The following is an 18,582-nucleotide window of genomic DNA, read 5'->3' on the forward strand; positions in this document are numbered from 1 at the left end:
ACCGGCTTAGGTATCACTGAATCGCTCGCACAATGAATTCATTAATCGGACCCTTCACAGTCGGATCGACATGACTTTTGCTATTCCCGGCACATCGGCCGCCGCGTCGGCAGCCGCACCGCAAAGCGCGCCGCGCTGGCGCACGCTACGCATCATCCTGCGCAACCCTACCGCTCTGGCTGGCGTGCTGGTGCTGGTGGCGCTGGTGCTGATGGCTGCGCTGGCTGGCTTCCTGTTCCCCGGCGATCCGCTCGATATGGTGGGGCAGCCGTTCCTGTGGCCGGGCGCCGAACCGGCCTTCCCGCTCGGCACCGATTCGCTGGGGCGCGATGTGTTGGCGGGCATCGTGCACGGCGCGCGCGTGTCGCTGCTGGTTGGGCTGGCGGCGGCGTCGCTTAGCCTGTTAATCGGCATGCTGGTGGGCGCGGTGGCCGGCTATTTTGGCGGCACCGTCGACGCGGTGCTGAGCCGTGTTATCGAGTTGGTGCAGACGGTGCCCAGCTTCCTGCTGGTGATCGTTATCGTGGCTATTGGCAGCCCATCCGTCACCACTATTGCGCTGGCGATTGGGCTGGCTTCGTGGCCAACCGTGGCGCGCCTGGTACGCGCCGAGTTTCGTACCTTGCGGGAGGCGGATTTTGTGCTGGCCGCGCGCAGCGTGGGGTATCGCAGTAGCCGCATCATCGTCGCGGAAATCCTGCCCAACGCGTTGCCGCCGGTGATCGTGACCACCTCCGTTATGGTGGCCAGCGCGATCCTGATCGAATCGGCCCTGTCCTTTCTCGGCATGGGCGACCCCAACGTGGTGAGCTGGGGCAGCATGATCGGTGCCGGCCGCGAGGTACTGCGCAGCGCGTGGTACCTAACCGCGCTCCCTGGTACCGCCATCATATTGACGGTGCTGGCGTTGAACCTGATGGGCGACGCCCTTAACGATGCGCTCAACCCGCGCTTGCGCAATGCATGAGATCAACGGCACGGGCCCGCGCACCGTGAATACCCTGCTGGAAGTTGACCAGCTCCAGATCCGCTTCGGTGCGCACACCGTGGTGCACGATCTGAGCTTTGCCATCGAAGCAGGGCAGACCCTCGCCCTGGTGGGCGAATCAGGCTGCGGAAAATCAGCCACCGCGCTGGCATTGATGCAATTGCTGCCGGCGCCGGGGAGAATCAGCGGCGGCAGCATTCGCTTTGCTGGCCAGCCATTGCTGGGATTGCCCGCGCCCGCGCTGCGCAACCTGCGGGGGCGCTCCGTGTCGATGATCTTCCAGGAGCCGATGACCTCGCTCAATCCGGTGCTACCAGTGGGCTACCAGATTGCCGAGGTGCTGCGCCACCACCAGGGCCTGTCCCGCAAGGCCGCGCGCGCGCAGGCCATCGAGCTGCTGGACCTGGTGCGCGTTCCCGCGCCGGCGCAACGGGTTGACGCATTTGCGCACAATCTGTCGGGCGGCCAGCGCCAGCGCGTGATGATCGCCATGGCCATCGCCTGCAAGCCGCAATTGCTGATCGCCGACGAGCCCACCACCGCGCTCGATGTCACGACCCAGGCGGAGGTGCTGGCGTTGCTCGACGACCTGCGACGTGAGCTGTCGATGGCGTTGCTGCTGATCACCCATGATCTTGGGCTGGTGGAGCAATGGGCGGATCGCGTGGTGGTGATGTACGCCGGGCGCAAGATGGAAGAGGCACGAGTGAGCGAGCTCTTTGCCGCTCCGGCGCATCCGTACACGCGAGGGCTGCTCGATGCCTCGCTGCGGCTGGAGCAGGGCAGGTTCTATCGCGACACCCGGCTAACCGAGATTCCCGGCAGTGTCGAGTCCGCCCGGCTCGCCACGGGCTGCCCCTTTGCACCACGCTGCGCGCAGGCCGAGGCACAGTGCCTGGCGGGGACGCCGCGGGCCGAGCCGATACCAAGCGCGACGCTGGTGCCGGGCGTATCCGTGCCAGCCGACGCGACGCCGCACCGGGTCGCCTGCGTATCCGCACACCGCATCGCCATGCCGGGCCCACATCAAAACCAGGATCAGACGCAAAACCATCATGCCGCTGTTGTCAGTGATTGATCTGCATACCCGCTACGCGAGCCGCGAAGGTGTGACCCATGCCGTCAATGGCGTCACGTTCGATATCGCGGCAGGAGAGACGGTTGGCCTGGTGGGCGAGTCCGGGTGCGGCAAGTCCACGCTGGGCAAGACCCTGCTCCAACTGGTGCCGGCCAGCTCGGGGCGCGTACTACTCGATGGTATCGACCTGGGCGCGCTGAAGCCCGGCCCGTTGCGAGCCCTGCGCCCCCGCGTGCAGATGATCTTCCAGGATGCCTACGCGTCGCTCAACCCGCGCCGCAGCGTGCGCGACACGCTGGAAACAGTGCTACGCGTGCACGGCGTGGCCGATGCGGGCGAGCGCCAACGGCAGGTGGCGGCCATGATCGACCGGGTAGGCTTGCCGCTGTCATCGCTGTCCCGCTACCCGCATGAGTTCTCTGGCGGCCAGCGCCAGCGCATCGGCATCGCGCGCGCCTTGCTCCTTCGGCCTGACTTAGTGGTGTGCGACGAACCGGTCTCCGCGCTGGACGTATCGATCCAGGCGCAGATCCTAAACCTGCTGGTCGAGCTCAAGCGCGAGTTTGGCCTTGCGTACCTGTTCATCTCGCATGACCTCGCCGTGGTGCGCTACCTGGCCGACCGCGTCATGGTGATGCAGGCCGGCCGCATTGTCGAGAATGCGCCGCAGGAGCAATTGTGGAGTCATCCCGCTCACCCCTACACCAGACAGCTAATCGCTGCTGAAGCCGGGGCAGTAATCAGGCGGGCACACTGACGCCACTGATCAATGCAACGAGCGGTCGCCTCCTGCTGCTGCGCATTCGGCCGCGTGCATGAAGAAGAAGCGAGTCACCGTAAGTGAGTTGGTCCCCTGATTCGCGTCTTCCAATTTCAATACAAGCCTTCGCCCGGCACCGTACGAGCCTGCTTGAGGAATCACGTGTGCCCCCCGAGTCCTAGCAGCCGCCGTCGGCGGGAACTGATGCAGGGCCCTGGCGCCTGATCACCCCTCTGTGGTTCCTTCGTCAACGAAGGACTTCAACTTATCTAGCTCGGAATGGTTCGTTAGGCCGGACTGCGCGCTTGTGTGAGACTCGTCACTTGCCCATTTGCAGGTCCCTGCCATGTCTATTATCGCTATTCGCGTCGCGACAGCCATTGTCCTGGCTGTCACCGCTGCTTCCTCTTTCGCGCAGGCTGGCGCGGCGTATCCGTCGAGGCCGATCACCTATATCGTACCTTACGCGCCTGGCGGTACCAACGACAATGTGGCGCGCATCATCAGCAAACGACTGGCGGAGAAGACTGGGCAGGGCGTGCTGGTCGAGTACAAGCCTGGTGCCGGCGGCACGTTGGGCGCAGGCTACGTCGCGCACGCGCCGGCCGACGGCTATACGTTGCTCAACACGTCGATCGGCAATCTCGCGATTGCGCCGCAACTGGTCAAGACCACGTTCGACCCGTTCTTGGATTTTGTCCCGGTGGCCTACATCGGCAACTCACGCGCCACGGTGGCGGTCAATCCGCACGTGCCTGCGCGGAACTTGAAGGAACTCATTGCCTATGCCAAGGCGAACCCTGGCAAGCTGACCTACGCCACCTCGGGAAATGGCACACCCGGGCATATCGCCGGCGAGTTGCTTAAATCGCTGGCGGGTATCGACATGCGCCATGTGCCGTACAAGGGCAGCGCGCCTGCCGTGGCGGATGTCATCGCCGGACATGTGGACGTGGTGTTCGATCCCCTCAGCACGGCATCCATCAAGGCAGGAAAGCTGCGGGCGCTCGCCTTCTTCGGTAGCGAGACATCACCCGAACTGCCGGGCGTGCCGTCGATCGCGCAGGCTGGAGTCAACGGCTGGGAAAATGCGTTGGGCGGCTCCTTCTTCATCTCCGCACCGAAGGACACGCCTGCGAGCGTACTGGCGGCGCTGCGGGGATGGCTCAACGAGATCCTGCGAGAGCCCGCGACTATCCAGGCGCTCGCCCGTGTTGAGGTAGAAACCCGTTTGCTCACGCCGGAGCAGACCAAGGCCACGATACGCTCGGTCCATGACCTGTCTCGTCGCATCATTCAAAACAGCGGAACGCAGCTTTAGGCTCGTCGGTGCCGGCGCAACCAATTTCACTCCCTGATATGTCCACACCTTTGCCAAGGCCAATCAGACTTGGCCTGTTCCTTCTGGCCGCCGGTCACCATGCCGCCGGCTGGCGCCATCCCGACGCCGAGTCCGGCACGGAGAATATCGACTTGATCGTGCGGGCTGCGCAAGCAGCGGAACGTGCCAAGTTCGATATGGTCTTCTTTGGCGACCGCTTGCTGACCACGCCCGACTCGCATCCGTCGATGATCACGCGGCCTGAACCGCTGACACTGCTGGCCGCATTGGCGATGGTGACTCGCTACATCGGGCTGGCGGCAACGGCATCCACGACCTATAGCGAGCCATTCAACCTCGCGCGCATGTTTGCCACCGTGGACAAGATATCGAAGGGCCGGGCCGCATGGAACATCGTGACGACCTTCGCCGATGGCTCGGTGAACTTCAGCAGGGAACGGCATCCCGACCATGCCGAGCGGTACGCGATTGCCGATGAGTTCGTCGAGGTGGTCAAGGGGTTGTGGCGCTCGTGGGAGCCTGATCCCTATGTGCGGGACAAGGAGGCGGGCATCTATGTCGACACAGGCAAGATGCACGCATTGAACCACCGCGGCAGATTCTTCGAGGTAGCAGGTCCACTCAACGTGACGCCGAGCCCGCAGGGACATCCTGTGCTGATCCAGGCGGGGTCCTCCGGACCGGGCCAGGCACTTGCAGCTCGTCATGCGGAGGTCGTCTTCACGGCGCAACAGGATCTGGCAGCGGCACGGCAGTTCTATGGGGAGATCAAGGAGCAGGTGGCGAAACAGGGGCGCGATCCGGCCCACTGCCTGGTGATGCCTGGGCTGATGCCCATTGTCGGCCATACCGAGCGAGAGGCTTACGAAAAGCTGGCGGTATTGCAGAATGGCACCGAACAATCCAACGCGGCTGCCTTGCTCTCGGAGCAACTGGGCCACGATATTTCGGGCTACCCGCTGGATGGGCCTTTGCCTGAGCTGCCATCCACCGAATCCATCCAGAGCCGCAGCCGGCTTCTGAAGAAGCTCGCGCGCGAACGTAACCTTACGCTGCGGCAACTCTATCACGTGGTTGCCAGCGCTCGCGGCCACCAGGTCGTCGTTGGCACGGCGGCGCAAGTCGCCGAACATATCACCACCTGGGTGGACGAAGGCGCCGCCGATGGGTTCAATATCATGCCGGCGTACTTTCCCGGGGGGCTGGACGACTTCGCCAATGAGGTGGTTCCACTGCTGCAGACACAAGGGCGGGCACGCACAGAGTATCGAGGCAGCACCTTGCGGGAGCACCTTGGGTTGCCGCGGCCCTACTGAGATGGCGTATGGATGCACAGCGATCGCTTCCGCACAGGCGTGCTTGCTAGTGCTGAGAACACCCGTGGGGAATAAACAGGCGCGCCCTTGCCCGCGCGGCGCAGCAGGCCAGGAACATCGCGTAAGCCTGCGTCCAGCCTAGTTCCTCGTGACGATCCTTGCTGTGGCATCGAAGCGCGGCCACGCTGGGTCGAGCCCGAGATCGTTTATGGCCTGGTTCACATAGCGGTCGTCAATCCAGGCATCCACGCTGAAGCGCTTGCGTATCAGCTTGAAGCGGTAAGCGTCTTCCATCGAGCGCTGATCGGCCGCGCGCACGTAGTCGTCGAAGCGCGGTGAATGCCGGTGGGCTAGGGGAATGCCCTTTAGCTCCTCGTCGTAGATCGCCGCGGGAATGCCGCCCGACGAGGCCCAGAGCTTCAGCACTTCGTCGCGATGCGCTTCCTGCGAGGCATAGCTGGCGGCGCGGACAAGCGCCGTGACCACGCGCTGGGTGAGCCCGGGGTAGGTGCTCGAAAACTTATCCGTCACAAGCACATGGCCGTTGCCACTCGCAGCGGGGTTGTCGCGCGTGCTGTAGATGATCCTGGCCTGTCCCTTGGACTCCAGTACCTTGAGATTCAGCGTGCCGAAGATCGCATCGAGATCGCCGGTTTGGAACGCCGCCAGCGAACTGGCGGGTTCCAGGTTGATCACCTTGATGTCGCGCTCGCTCAGGCCGTTCTGTTCAAGGATCCGGTCCACTGCGAGCTGAGTGGCCGTGCCCTTGTGAAAGCCTACGCGCTTGCCGCGTAGATTGGCGATGGTCTTGATGTCGGAGTCCGGACGTACCGCGACATAGCTGTTGCCGCGCGTGCTGGTCACCATGATCAGCCTCGCCTTGATGCCGACCGAGCGGCCAATCACGGAGGGCAGGTCACCGAGGGTGGTGAAGTCGAGTTGCTCGTTGGTCAGCGCCTCGTTGACCTGTGGGCCTTGTCCCTTGAAGAAGATCCATTGCACCTTGATGTTGTCCTTCTTCAGTGCCTCCTCGATAAAGCCCTTGGTTTGCGCTACCGCCAGCCAGCCCGTGCCGATACGCGGTGGTGTGCCCACGCCCGCGTTGGAAACCCCGAAGCGCACCACGGACGGCAAGGGCTCCGCAAACGCGGTCGCCACCGCGAGCATGAGTGCGAGCGTGGTAAGACGATGAAGAGAAATGGACAGCCCGGACGCAATCATGTTGTTTGAAGGATGAGGATGGGAAAGGCGGTAGGCGCAAAACGCGTGCCTGCTGGATCTGCCGCAGATATGGCCACGGCACCCCACTCAGATGCTGCGCTCCGAGCAGGACGCGTGCGCGCAAGTGTTGTCACGGCAGCAATGCGGTGGGCTCCCAGAAGCCGATCCGGCGCCGGAATGCGGAAGAGGCGGATGGCACGAACTATGCAAACAAGACCGCCGGCCGGCGCCGCAGTTCCGCCTCGACAGGGCACGCCGTGCTGTCCAATTTCAATCGGAGATCCCACATGAACGACCGTCTCAGCCGGTACAACGCATCGCCGTCGGTGGCAGTGAAGGCTGCCCTCGACTATCCCGTCATTGATACCGACGTCCATACCAACGACTACACCCCGGCGCTGGAAGACTATGTGGCGAACTACGGCGGTGTGAAGCTGGTAGACGCCCTGCGCAAGGCCTCCGCATCCCGCCGTCGCACGCAAGAAGGCGTTGGCAACGGCAAGAACTGGTACGAGCAGACCCTGGAGGAGCGCCAGTACTACCGCACCATCCGTTCACCGTGGTGGGCGCGCGTCACGCGCAATACGCTGGACGTGGCCACTTATCATCTACCCGAGTTGCTCTACGAACGGCAGGCGGAGCAGGGCTCCGACTACTCCGTGCTCTTTCCCAACAATGTGCTGGCGCCACTGGCGGAGAAGGACGCCGACGTGCGCCAGGCGCTGCAGCGTGCCGTCAATCACTACCACGCGGACCTGTACCGCAAATACAGCGACCGGCTGACCCCGGTGGCCGGCATCGCGCTGAATACGCCCCAGGAAGGGATCGAGGAGTTAGAGTTCGCCGTCAAGACGCTGGGCCTGAAGGTGATCAATATCAGCGGCGGTGTGCGCCGTCCCATCAAGGCCATCGCCGACAAGTATCCGCCGGCGGAGCACCCGGAGGTGGCGAAGTACGCCTCGTACATCGACTTCTACGGCATCGACAGCGAGTATGACTACGACCCTTTCTGGGCCAAGGTGACCGAACTAGGCGTGCCCGTCACCACGCACTATGGCAGCCAGGGCTGGACGGGCCGCAACTCGATCAGCAACTACATGAACAACCATATCGGCCATTTCGCCGATGGCTCGGAAGCGTTCGCCAAGGCGCTGTTCTTCGGCGGCGTGACGCGCCGTTTCCCGAACCTGCGCGTGGCCATGCTGGAAGGCGGCGCGGCCTGGGGCGCCAATGTGTTCATCCACCTGATCGACCGCTTCGAGAAGCGCGGCCTGGAAGGGCTGAAGCAATATGATCCCGCCGCCACCGACCGTGCCTTGCTCACGGACCTGTTCCGCCAGTACGGCGCGGACCTGAGCAAGGGCCGCTCGATCGAGGGCGAAGACCTGATCCGCGATACGCTGGGCGCGGCATATACCAGCGGCGCGCTCCAGCCCTCCGGCGCGGAGCTGGAAGACTTTGCGGCGGCCGGCATCGAAAAGCCGGAGGACATACGCGAGCGCTGGGTGGACAGCTTCTTCTTCGGCTCCGAGTCAGACGATCGCACCATCGCGGCGGCATTCAACGACAAGGCCAACCCGCTGGGGGTCAAGATCAATGCGATCTATTCGTCCGACGTTGGCCACTGGGATGTGCCCGACCTGCAGCATGCCCTGTCCAATAGCTGGGGGCTGGTGGAGCAAGGCATCCTCAGCTCGGAGGACTTCAAGGCCTACGTGTTCGGCAATCCCTACAAGTTCTACACGCAAGCCAACGCCAGCTTCTTCGAGGGCACGGCGGTAGCGCGGAAGCTCGAGGCCGGCGCGGCATCGCGCGGCTGAGTCCGCGCCCCACGGATGCCTTGGCAGCAAGGCATCCACGGCCCGCCTCGCACAGTTAGAAGGGTCTGGCTCCAGCCAGGTCGACTCGCAGGAAGGTCCCCGGGGCGCTAGGGAGCGCGCCGGTGTGTGCGTGAAGCACCGCCTGGTTGTCCCACCAGACCAGGTCGCCTCGCTGCCAACGGTGCGTATAGCTGAACTGCGGCTTGGCGATATGCGCGCGGAGGCGCTCGATCAGGGCGTGGCCCGGGCCTGCGCCGATGCCCTGCAGATCCACTTCCAACTGCGAGGAGAGGAAGAGCAGGGGCTTGCCAAGCTCCGGGTGGGTTCGCACCAGCGGATGAATCGTCCCGGGCTCGCCTGCCATCGCGTTTCCTGTCGCGGTCGCTTCCGCACTTGGTCTGCGGGAATTCGGCGGCGTGGATGGCGAGCGGACCCATATTTGCTGGCTGGCGAGTTGCCATTTCGTTTCTGCATCGAGATCGGCATAGGCGCGCAGCAGGTCAATCCAGCGGATCTCGCTGCCTTCGTGCGGCGCACCCGCCGCATAAAGGAGGCAGGCAGCGCTGGGCAGCTCGGCCCAGTGCCTGTCGATATGCGCAAAGCGCAGATATGGCTTGATGGATATCGCCTCAGGGCCGGCAGGGCCAGCCGGCGCGGGCATGCCGAAGTAGCTGGCGAAATCCGCCAAGGTCGACTTGTCCAGGGTCTGGCCGGGAAGTATCAACACGCGATGTTCCTGCAACAGGTGCCGGATCCGCAGGAGCCGCGCTGCGTCCAGCGGGAAGTGGGCGTCCAGGCCGGTGACGAAGGCGCCGAGCCCGCGTCCGCTTGTGCGGATTTCGAGTGTGTCGGCACCGCGTGCGCGCGGCCGTGGCCGGCTTGCGTGCGAGTGCGCAGTGCTCTCAGCGAGGATGGTCATCTTGGCAGGTTCCGGTTGTCGGTGGGAATGCCCGTCCCTTTGCAGGTTATGGCGACTGACGGTACGTGCGAGCAAGGCGCGTACCAGCTGGCGTGCTCCGGTGCCAGCGCAGGTCTGCCGCAAGCCTGCTGCGCACGGTGCAGCCGCGAGCCGGCGACTGTTGCGGCAGCAGCAGAGGTGCACCGGGCGAAGGGCAGCGCGCGCGGGCTTACGGAACGTGCTGCAGTTGTGGTGGCGAGCTGGTGACGCTGCCCGAATATTCATATGTCAAATGGGCTGTGAAACTTTGCGCCAAAACGAACACAATGGAGATGGACGGTTTCCAGGGAGCGCCCCGATGCCCATGCCGCAACGTTGTCGATGACCCCGCCTCGCGGTGCCACGGGCCCCTTGGCCGGCGCGGCTCGCATGACAGAGGTCATCACGCGTCATCGTCGTTAACCGTCCAGACAGGATCAGAGGTAGGGCAGGAGAAGAATGAGCGAATATCATCCCGATCGGCATGGAAAGCCGCGAGGCGTCGCCCAGAACAAGTTGCTGAAGTTCGCCAAGCCGGAGGAAATGGCCCTGTCGATCCGAGCCAAGGCGCTGGTGTTCAACGATCCGGTATCCGAGCAATTGCTGGCGCATGTGGAGCGCGTTGGCGCGAGCGACGTCACCGCGCTGATCGTTGGCGAGACCGGCACCGGCAAAGAACTCGTCGCACGCCATATCCACGAATGCAGTGGCCGCGCCGGGCCGTTCGTCGCCGTGAACTGCGGCGCTTTCAGCGAGGCGCTGGTCGACGCCGAGTTGTTCGGCCATGAAAGCGGGGCCTTTACCGGCGCCACGCATGCGCGCCAGGGCTGGTTCGAGGCCGCCAACGGCGGCACGCTGTTCCTGGATGAGATCGGCGACATGCCGCTCGCGCTGCAGGTGAAGCTGCTCCGCGTGCTGCAGGAGCGCCAGGTGGTGCGCATCGGCGCGCGCGTGCCGGTGCCGGTCAATGTTCGCCTGATTGCGGCGACCAATGTCGATTTGATGAAGGCGGTGCAGGCCGGGAACTTCCGCATGGATCTGTTCTATCGCCTCAGCGTCGCGCCCGTGAAGCTGCCGCCGTTGCGCGAGCGGCGTGGTGACATCATGCCGCTCGCGCAATACTTCGCGCAGATCTATGCGCGAAAGCTGAACTTGTCCGAGGGTTCCATCTCCGCGCAGGCGGAGCAAGCGCTGCTGCGCTACAACTGGCCCGGGAATATCCGGGAACTGGAAAACGTAGTGCACTACGCGCTGATTATCAGTGGCACCGGATGCATCGAATACTCTGACCTGCGCTTGCCGGAACAGATCGCCAGGGAAGCGCTAGTGCCGCGCATGCGCGATGCCGGGCCGGAGGTGCTGATGGAATCGATGCAGGAGATCCTGCGACAGTTGCTGGAACAGCAACACCCGCGTTTGCACGAGGCTGTCGAGCGGGCGCTGGTGACGGTTGCCTATGATCATTGCGGCGGCAACCAGGTTCGCACAGCGCGCAGCCTCGATATTTCCCGCAACGTCCTGCGCGCGCAACTCAAGCGCTTCGGGCTGCTCGGGGAGACCTTCATGGTGTCCGTCGATTAGGCCTCGAATCGCCAATAGTCTGACGGTCTGAACCTCCGCGACGAAGAACGGGCCCGCTTATGCGGGCCCTTGTTCTTTGCAAATTCGGTGTCTTCTACCTTTGCTGCGTGCTCAACACCATGAGCAAGGCCGTTGTTGTCTTGCTAACAGGTCAATAGGGAATCGCCGCGTTTTCGCCGTGAAAGCCGTGATTTCCGACATGGCATGGATTTCGCAATTAGAGATCGGCAACTCTGCACCAAATCACACTTAAGGCGCCATTCAAGTTAACCACGCACTGCGGTGCACACGCTTTGCGGATACTCCATGGAACATGTCGTGCATCATTCCCATACAAGAAGAGCTAATTACCTGCTGGGGGCGGGACTATTGGCGATAGCCGGGCATTCCGCTGCCGCGGCACCCAGTACGGAGCAATTGCAGAAGGAAGTCGAAGAGCTGAAAGCCGCGGTACAGAGCCTCAGGCAAGAATTGGCAGCATCCAGGCCAAAGCCCGTGGTGGCCGGCAATCCCGCATTGACCGCCGAGCATGTCACGGTAGCACCGCAGACACCGACACCAGCCTCGACAGCCCCGGAAGGCGACTACGCGACCAAAGCCGATATCGATGGCATCCGCGGCGATCTCGAGAACTACAAGTACGAGCAGACCCGCAGCCGCGAAACCAAGACCGCACTGACCACGCGTGGCACGACCATTGGCGGTACGGTGGCCGTGCGCGGAAGCTACTTCAATCCTGGTACCACCGGCTCCTCCACACCAGGCGCCAAGGCCCGCAGCAGTAGCTTCGATATCGCCTCCGCGCAGTTGAACCTCAGCGGCAGCCTGTACCGGGACTACGCGGAAGGGAGAAACCTGACCTATCGGCTGGCGCTGGCCTACGCGCAGAACGTCAGCTCGGGGCTGACCACCACCGCGCAGAGCAGCGGCAGCCAGTTCAACCTGACCGATGCCTACCTTGACTACAGCTTCCTGCCGACCACTACCGGCCTGGAGGAGGACAAGCTGACAGTGCGCTTCGGCCAGCAGCAGATCCCGTTTGGCCTGGAAGCGCAGACCAGCGAGGAATTGCGGCCGGTGATCAACAACGCGCAGTTCGTCAATGCGCTCGGGGTCGGCACACGGCAGATCGGCGTGGTTTTCCGTGGCGACTACGACTCCTATGTGGACTACGGCTTCAACTACCGCGCGCCGCTGGTCGAGTACGCCTTCGGCGTGTTCAACGGCAATGGCCCCAACAAGGCCGACGACAACAGCGCCAAGGACTTTATCGGGCGTCTCGCCTTTACGCTGCCGGTGGACTACAACAGCGTCTTTCGCGAGCTGAAGCTGGGCGTGTCTTACCTCAAGGGCACGGGCAACCTGACCCGCACGGTCGGCACCACCACCACCACGGTGGCAAGCAACAACTTCACCCGCCGTGGCCTCGATCTCTACTACAACCACAACCCCTACGGCATCACCTACGAATACGCCGATGGCGAGACCGAGTTGCTGGCGGGATCCACCGGCACCGGAAAGTCCACCATCAAGTCGCGGGGCCAGTACGTGACGCTGTACTACCAGTGGGGGGAGCAGTTCCTGCGCAGCTACCGCGGCCAGGCCAAGTACGACGACTGGTGGCCCAAGACCTACCAGGCCTTCCTGCGCTACGACCTGTACGACCCCAATACGGCCGTGGGGAACGACCAGATCAAGGTGGCCACGCTGGGCCTGAACGTGTTCTTCGCCGAGACCACCAAGCTGCAGCTCAACCTGCTGCGGACCTTCTATCAAGACCCGTCCATGAAGAACTCCACCGCCGTGCTGGCGCAGTTCCAGTATGGATTCTGATTGTGCTTGACCGTATTCACCGTCTTACCGCCATTCGAAGGACTCGATCATGAAACGATTCTTTGCCCTGCTGGGCGCCTTCATTGCCTTTGTCACAGTGCTGCCTGCCGCGCAGGCGCAGGAGAAGCCGTCCGTCATCCGCATCGCTGTGCCCAACGCAGGAACGGGCGGCAGGCCGCTTACCACCGGCTTGCTGGCCACGCTGCATCAGACCGGCGCATTCGAGGAGGAATTCAAGAAAGACGGCATCCAGGTGAAATGGGTGTTCTTTCCCTCCGCTGGTCCGGGAGTCAATGAAGCCTTCGCCAACGGCCTGGTCGATTTCTCCGGCCATGGCGACCTGCCCCTGATCGTGGGCCGCGCGACCGGCCTGAAGCACCACATCATCGCCAGCTATGGACGCGGCGGCAATCAGTACCTGGTGGTGCCGTCCGACTCGCCCGCCAAGTCGCTTGCGGACCTGAAGGGCAAGCGCCTGGCGGTATTCAAGGGCACGGCCGGGCAGCTCACGCTGAACCGCGTGCTGGCGCGCGCTGGCTTCAGCGAGAAGGACTTCAAGGTGGTCAATATGGACAACGACACCACCAAGGCCGCGCTGGCGACCAAGGATATCGACGGCACCATCAGCGCTGCGCCGTTCGACCTCGAAGCGCGGGGCGTGGCGCGCATCCTGGAGACTTATGTCGACGATCCCACGCTGACTTCGCCAAGCACCTTCTGGGTGTCTGAGGAGTTCGAGAAGAAATATCCGCAGATCGTGCAGCGCGTGGTCACCCGGCTGTACCGCACGGCTGCCTGGGCTGGCGACGAGAAGAACCGCGATGCGCAGTTCCAGATCTGGGCAAAGGCTGGATCGACGCCGTACATCGATTTCAAGCGTAGCTGGGAAGGCCAGTTGCTCAAGGACAGACTCTCGCCGCTGCTCGACGAATACTACGTGGCCGCCATCAAGAAGGCCATCGGCGAAGCCAAGGATTTCAAACTGACGCGGCGCGAAGTACCAATCGAGGGCTGGATCGAGCCCAAGTACCAGGAGGTCGCGCTCAAGGAGCTTGGCCTGCAAGCCTATTGGGCGGCCTGGCCCGCCGGCGGCAAGACCCGCACCAGCACCGCCGCACGGTGATGGCGCACGCAACCAGGAGCATGCCGATGAGTGAGCTATTGCGTGAAGCGCATCCCGCCGCACTGGGCGGCCTGCGCGGCGTGCATCGCGCGCCTGCATTCCCTTGGCCCAGCTTGCGCCGCCTGGCGGGGCCACTGCTGGCCAGGGCCGGCTATGGCGTGGCCGGGCTGGTGCTGCCGCTGCTGTTGCTCGGCTTGTGGCAGCTCGGCGCGACGCGGCACTGGTTGCCCGAGCAGATTCTTCCGGCGCCCACGTTGGTGTGGCAGTCCGCAGTGGAACTCTGGCAGGACGGCGAGTTGCAGAAGCAGCTGCTGGTGAGCTTGTCCCGGGTGGGTTGGAGTTGCCTGATCGGTGGATCCGCAGGGCTGCTGCTGGGGGTGGCCATGGGCTTGTCGCGCTCGGTGCGGGCGTATTTCTATCCCACCTTCGAGGTCGTGTCGCAGTTTCCGGTGATTGGCTGGATTCCCTTGCTGATCATCTTCGTGGGCATTGACGAAGGCCTGAAGATCTCGGCGATCTCGCTGGCAGTAGTAGTGCCGGTGACGGTCAACACCTACAAGGGCATCGCCAATATCCCGCGGGCGTGGCTGGAAGTGGCGCGGGTGTGCGGATTCAGCCGCACCCAGGTGCTGCGGCAGGTGGTGCTGCCGGCGGCCGCGCCCAGCCTGTTCAACGGCATCCGGCAGGGCGTGATGCAGGCCTGGCTGTCGCTGGTGTTCGTCGAGCTGCTGGCCTCCAGCGAGGGCATCGGCTACCTGATGGTGTGGGGCCGGCAATTGCTGCAGCTGGACCTGGTGGTGGTCGGCATGCTGGCGATCGGCGTAGTCGGGGTGGCGCTGGACTTGTCGCTGTGCTGGGTGGAAGCGCGGTTGCAGGGATGGCGGCGGGGGGCATTCTGAGGAGAGGGCGATGACTTCGTTCGATTCATTGCGGCGCGGGCTGGCAACACGCGACTGGCGCGGGCTGGCGCTGCCGGTGCTGATACTGGGTGCCTGGTGGGTGACCACCACCTTCGGCTGGGTAGACACGCGGCTGATCGTGCCGCCGGCCCACGTGGCGCGGGTGGCGTGGCAGTCATTGACGCAGGGCGCCTTCTATAGCGGGGTGGCTGCCAGCTTGCTACGCGACCTGGGCGGCTTCGGCCTGGGGGCGCTGGCCGGCGTGGCGCTGGGCGCCTTGCTGGGTGTGTCGCGCTGGGCCGAGCGGCTGATTGGGCCGAGCTTCCATACGCTCAAGCAGATATCGCTGTTTGCCTGGCTGCCGCTGCTGACTACGTGGCTGGGCACCGGTGAGCTCTCCAAGCTGACCTTTATTGCGCTGTCCGCCTTCTACCCGGTGGTGCTGGGCACCTTCGAAGGCGTGCGCGCGGTCACGCGGGCTCAGGTGGAGGTGGCGCGGGTCTACCGCTTCACGCGCCTGCAACTGCTGCTGCGCCTAGTGCTGCCCGCCGCCGCGCCGCAGATCCTGACCGGCATCCACCTGGGGCTGATCTACGCCTGGGTGGCCACCATCGGCGCCGAATTCCTGCTGGCGAATTTTGGCGAGGGGCTGGGCAATATCGTGATTCGCGGCAGGGCGGCGTTCAATGTCGAGCTGGTGATCTTCGGCATGCTGGCGATCGGCCTGGTCGGGACTGGCTTCAACCTGGCCGCGCAGCGGCTTGAGCGGCGCGTGCTGCGCTGGCGGGGAGTGCAGGGATGAGCGCTGTGATTCGGTTGATGCACGCGGGCGCGCGCGGGCTGTTGGCGCTGGCGCTCAGCACTGTGCCGCTTGGCGCCGCCTGTACCGAGGCGGCTCCCGCTGCGGTGCGCATTGGCGTGGCCGCGCCGGCACCGGGCAACCCGCCGGTGTTTACCTCGGGCGCTGTGGGGCTAGCCTACACCAAAGGTTGGGTGCAGGAAGCCTTTGCCGGCACGGCGACGCGCGTGGAATTCTCTTTCTTCAAGGGTGCGGGCCCGGCCGTCAACGAAGCCTTGACCAATGGCCAGATCGACTTCGCCTTCCAGGGCGACCTGCCGTCCATCATCGGCCGCGCGGGCGGACTGAAAACGCGCTTGCTGATGGCCAGCGGCACGCTGGTCAACATCTACCTGGCCGTGCCGCCGGATTCGCCGGTGCGCTCGCTCGCGGACCTGCGCGGCAAGCGCGTAGCCCTGTTCAAAGGCACCAATTCGCAATTGCCGATCAACCGGCTGCTCGAAGCCAACGGCCTGAGCGAGCGGGATATCCGCGCGGTCAACCTGGACAACGCGTCGGCCAAGGCGGCGCTGGTCACGCGCGACATCGATGCCGTGTTCGGCGGCTACGACCTGCTGCAACTACGCGATGCCGGCCAGGCACGGATCGTCTACAGCAGCCGTGGAGATTCTCCGGTCTTCACCCGGCAAAGCCATCTGCTGGTGACCGAGAGTTTCGCCGGCCGCTATCCCGACGCTACGCAGCGCGTGGTGACAGCAGTGGTGCGGGCCGCGCATTGGGGCTCGGAGGATGCCCACCGCGACGAGACGCTGGCGCTGTGGGCCCGTATGGGCGTGCCGAAGGCGCACCTGCTGGAAGACCTTGGCGGGCGTCCGGTGCGCGAGCGCTTGAGTCCGCTGTTCGATCCCTTCCTGGTAGCGCGTTACCAGGATGCCGTCGAGCAGGCGCCGCGCTACCGCCTGACCCGTACCCGTTTCGCGGTCGAGCCCTGGATCGACCGGCGCTTCCTCGACCGGGCGCTGGCGGAGTTGAAGCTCGAACATTACTGGACCGCCAATGACGCGCAAGGCAGGGCGCTGGCGGCAGCGCGCCGATCGCCCTGATCCCATCCAAAGCAAAGAGGAAATCGCCCCATGTCATCCCTACCCATCCTTGAGCACGTGCCGTCGCGGCCGCTTGCCGAGGCAGCCAAGCGGCGCCCGGCGCCAAGCGCGCCGCGTGGCGCGCGCACCTGGCCAGGCCGCGCTGCGCGTTGGTTCAACGGCGCCAGGCTCCGGCGCCTGCTGTTGGCCTGGCCCTTCCCGCTAGCGGCGCTGGCGCTGTGGTGGGTCGCGGCGGCCAACGAGTGGGTGCCTTCGCAGATCCTGCCGGCGCCACCGGTGGTGGCGGAGACGTTCCGCGACCTGCTGGCCAGCGGCGAGCTGCAGATGCACCTGGCCATCAGCCTGGAGCGTGTGATCTACGGCTTCCTGGTGGGCAGCGCACTGGGCTTGCTGCTGGGCGTGGGGATGGGGTTGTCCACGGTGATCAAGGAGTACCTCTATCCCACCTTCCGCCTGTTCGCGCAGGTGCCATCGCTGGGCTGGCTGCCCTTGCTGATGATGCTGGTCGGCATCGATGAGGCGCTCAAGATCATCCTGATCGCCAAGGCTGCCTTCGTGCCGGTGACGATGAATACGTTCAAGGGCATCCAGGGCGTGTCGGCCCAGTTTGTCGAAGTGGCCCGCGTGTTCCGCTTCAGCTGCTGGCAGCTATTACGCAAGGTGGTCTTTCCTGCGGCCTTCCCGCCGATCTGGAACGGGGTGCGCTACGGCCTCACGCACGCCTGGCTGGCGCTGGTGGCGGTCGAGTTGCTGGCCTCGTCCGAAGGGCTGGGCTTCCTGATGGTCTACGGGCGGCAGTTGTACCAGTTGGACGTAGTGCTGGCAGCGGTGGTGGTGGTCGGCGCGGTGGGGTTCGTTCTGGACCGGCTGCTGGCGCTGGTCGAAGGCCGCCTGCTGCGCTGGCGCCGTGAGAGCTTCTGAGGGGAATGCCATGACGACTTCGTTTCAAGACACCGCGAGCGGCACCCGTGCCTGGCAACGGCAGGCGCGCCGGCAACGCCGCCGCGTGCAATGGCGGCAATTCCGGCGCGGCATCGCCTTGCCGGCTTTGGTCTTCGCCTTGTGGTGGGCGGCCTATGCCTTCCACTGGACCGATTCCAAGCTGTTCGTGCCGCTCGGTGAGGTCTGGGATACCGCGGTGCGCCTGGTGGGCAACGGCTACCTGCAGGCCTCGCTGGCGGCCAGTGTGAACCGGATGCTGCTTGGCTTTGCCATCGGTACCACCGCCGGGCTGGCGTTCGGCACCGCGCTGGCGCTGTCCCGTCTGTTCGAAAATCTGGTTGGCCCGACCCTGCACACCGTCAAGCAAGTTTCGCTGCTGGCGTGGATTCCGCTGATCTCGGTGTGGTTCGGGCTGGGCGATCCGGCCAAGGTGGTGTTCCTGTCGCTGGCGGCCTTCTTCCCGATGTTCCTCAATACCTTCGAGGGCATCCGCAGCGTGCCGCGCGAGTTTCCGGAGGTGGCGCGCGTGTTGACCTTCAGCCGCTGGCAGTTGTGGCGCCGTGTGGTGCTGCCGGCGGCCTTGCCGTCGATCTTCACCGGCATCTACCTGGCGCTGATCTATTCCTGGCTGGCCACGCTGGGCGCTGAATACCTGCTCAGCGCCGGCGCCGGGATCGGCAACCTGCTGACAGATGGGCGCGAGCATTTCTGGATGGACCAGGTGCTGCTTGGCGTGGTGGTGGTGGGCGCGGTGGGCTTCGCGCTGAACGGGATCGCCGCGCGCCTGGAGGCACGCCTGCTGCGCTGGCGCGGCAAATCGATTGCGCAGTATTGAACCAG

General features: G+C 64.4%; 16 protein-coding genes. 14 read left to right on the plus strand and 2 right to left on the minus strand.

What is annotated here, in order from left to right; translation table 11 throughout:
- The first annotated feature begins 70 nt into the window (after nt 1-70).
- The 5 genes from ACX12D_RS36015 (at nt 71) to ACX12D_RS36035 (ending at nt 5,484) form a co-directional block, all read left to right on the plus strand.
- Nucleotides 71-967 carry an ABC transporter permease gene (locus tag ACX12D_RS36015; RefSeq protein ID WP_459377382.1) on the plus strand — a complete coding sequence of 299 codons (897 nt, stop codon included), beginning with the start codon at nt 71-73 and terminating at the stop codon, nt 965-967.
- Nucleotides 960-2,066, plus strand: a complete 1,107-nt coding sequence (locus ACX12D_RS36020; protein WP_459377383.1) for an ABC transporter ATP-binding protein — start codon at nt 960-962, stop codon at nt 2,064-2,066. Before ACX12D_RS36015 ends, ACX12D_RS36020 begins: the two co-directional genes overlap by 8 nt.
- Nucleotides 2,044-2,823, plus strand: coding sequence for an ATP-binding cassette domain-containing protein (locus ACX12D_RS36025; RefSeq protein WP_459377384.1), 780 nt, complete (start codon nt 2,044-2,046; stop codon nt 2,821-2,823). Before ACX12D_RS36020 ends, ACX12D_RS36025 begins: the two co-directional genes overlap by 23 nt.
- 334 nt (nt 2,824-3,157) lie before the next feature.
- Nucleotides 3,158-4,147, plus strand: coding sequence for a Bug family tripartite tricarboxylate transporter substrate binding protein (locus ACX12D_RS36030; protein ID WP_459377385.1), 990 nt, complete (start codon nt 3,158-3,160; stop codon nt 4,145-4,147).
- 38 nt (nt 4,148-4,185) lie between these two features.
- Nucleotides 4,186-5,484, plus strand: a complete 1,299-nt coding sequence (locus tag ACX12D_RS36035; RefSeq protein ID WP_459377386.1) for an LLM class flavin-dependent oxidoreductase — start codon at nt 4,186-4,188, stop codon at nt 5,482-5,484.
- A 138-nt stretch (nt 5,485-5,622) separates the two neighbouring features.
- Here the strand turns inward: ACX12D_RS36035 and ACX12D_RS36040 are convergent, their stop codons facing one another.
- On the minus strand, nt 5,623-6,705 hold the full coding sequence (locus ACX12D_RS36040; protein WP_459377387.1) for an ABC transporter substrate-binding protein: 1,083 nt from the start codon (nt 6,703-6,705) through the stop codon (nt 5,623-5,625).
- A 287-nt stretch (nt 6,706-6,992) separates the two neighbouring features.
- On the opposite strand from ACX12D_RS36040, the gene ACX12D_RS36045 reads away from it, so the two are divergent.
- Nucleotides 6,993-8,525, plus strand: a complete 1,533-nt coding sequence (locus ACX12D_RS36045) for an amidohydrolase family protein (RefSeq protein WP_459377388.1) — start codon at nt 6,993-6,995, stop codon at nt 8,523-8,525.
- A gap of 55 nt (nt 8,526-8,580) precedes the next feature.
- Here the strand turns inward: ACX12D_RS36045 and ACX12D_RS36050 are convergent, their stop codons facing one another.
- Nucleotides 8,581-9,444, minus strand: a complete 864-nt coding sequence (locus ACX12D_RS36050) for a TauD/TfdA dioxygenase family protein (protein WP_459377389.1) — start codon at nt 9,442-9,444, stop codon at nt 8,581-8,583.
- Between the two features lie 477 nt (nt 9,445-9,921).
- On the opposite strand from ACX12D_RS36050, the gene ACX12D_RS36055 reads away from it, so the two are divergent.
- The 8 genes from ACX12D_RS36055 to ACX12D_RS36090 all read left to right on the plus strand — a co-directional run bounded on the left by ACX12D_RS36055 (nt 9,922) and on the right by ACX12D_RS36090 (nt 18,577).
- The gene (locus ACX12D_RS36055) at nt 9,922-11,043 is read left to right on the plus strand and encodes a sigma-54 interaction domain-containing protein (RefSeq protein ID WP_459377391.1); all 1,122 of its coding nucleotides are present in this window, start codon (nt 9,922-9,924) and stop codon (nt 11,041-11,043) included.
- 306 nt (nt 11,044-11,349) lie between these two features.
- Nucleotides 11,350-12,876, plus strand: coding sequence for a porin (locus tag ACX12D_RS36060; protein ID WP_459377392.1), 1,527 nt, complete (start codon nt 11,350-11,352; stop codon nt 12,874-12,876).
- 49 nt (nt 12,877-12,925) lie between these two features.
- Nucleotides 12,926-13,999, plus strand: a complete 1,074-nt coding sequence (locus ACX12D_RS36065; protein ID WP_459377393.1) for an ABC transporter substrate-binding protein — start codon at nt 12,926-12,928, stop codon at nt 13,997-13,999.
- A 26-nt stretch (nt 14,000-14,025) separates the two neighbouring features.
- Nucleotides 14,026-14,898, plus strand: a complete 873-nt coding sequence (locus ACX12D_RS36070) for an ABC transporter permease (RefSeq protein ID WP_459377394.1) — start codon at nt 14,026-14,028, stop codon at nt 14,896-14,898.
- A 10-nt stretch (nt 14,899-14,908) separates the two neighbouring features.
- Nucleotides 14,909-15,700, plus strand: coding sequence for an ABC transporter permease (locus ACX12D_RS36075; RefSeq protein WP_459377395.1), 792 nt, complete (start codon nt 14,909-14,911; stop codon nt 15,698-15,700).
- Nucleotides 15,697-16,800 (plus strand): ABC transporter substrate-binding protein, encoded by a 1,104-nt coding sequence (locus ACX12D_RS36080; protein WP_459377396.1) that lies wholly within the window; start codon nt 15,697-15,699, stop codon nt 16,798-16,800. Before ACX12D_RS36075 ends, ACX12D_RS36080 begins: the two co-directional genes overlap by 4 nt.
- A 30-nt stretch (nt 16,801-16,830) precedes the next feature.
- Complete coding sequence (locus ACX12D_RS36085) at nt 16,831-17,721, plus strand: ABC transporter permease (protein WP_459376630.1); 891 nt, start codon at nt 16,831-16,833, stop codon at nt 17,719-17,721.
- 10 nt (nt 17,722-17,731) lie between these two features.
- Nucleotides 17,732-18,577 (plus strand): ABC transporter permease, encoded by an 846-nt coding sequence (locus ACX12D_RS36090; protein WP_459376631.1) that lies wholly within the window; start codon nt 17,732-17,734, stop codon nt 18,575-18,577.
- Nucleotides 18,578-18,582 lie beyond the last annotated feature (5 nt).

Source organism: Cupriavidus sp. PET2-C1 (genome assembly GCF_054515855.1).